Consider the following 554-nt stretch of genomic DNA (forward strand, 5'->3'; position numbering starts at 1 on the left):
GTGCAGCAGTGGGTCGACGCGATGAGCCCCAGCAACTTCCTGGCGCTGAACCCGGAAGCCCAGCGCAAGGCGCTGGAAACGCGCGGCGAGAGCATCGCCCAGGGCATCCAGCACTTGGTGCACGACCTGCAGCAAGGCCATGTCTCGCAGACCGACGAGAGCGTGTTCGAGGTCGGCCGCAACGTGGCCACGACCGAAGGCACGGTTGTCTACGAGAACGAGTTCTTCCAGCTGATCGAGTACAAGCCGCTGACGGCCAAGGTGCACCAGCGGCCGATGCTGTTCGTGCCGCCGTGCATCAACAAGTACTACATCCTCGACCTGCAGCCCGAGAACTCGCTGATCCGCTACACGGTCGAGCAGGGGCATCGCCTCTTCGTGGTGAGCTGGCGCAACCCCGACGAGTCGATGGCCAGCAAGACCTGGGATGACTACATCGAGCACGCAGCGATCCAGGCGATCCGCGTGGTGCAAGAGATCTCCGGCGAAGAGACGATCGACACGCTGGGGTTCTGCGTCGGCGGCACGATCCTGTCGACCGCGCTGGCGGTGCT

Annotated in this window: 1 protein-coding gene; it reads left to right on the forward strand. The window is 64.3% G+C overall.

The features are described 5' to 3' along the window. Positions 1 to 554, forward strand: a 554-nt coding sequence (locus AC1DYI_RS38025) for a PHA/PHB synthase family protein (RefSeq protein ID WP_477209212.1), incomplete at both ends; no start/stop codon positions are given.

This window comes from Ideonella sp. P3_A4, assembly GCF_056403075.1.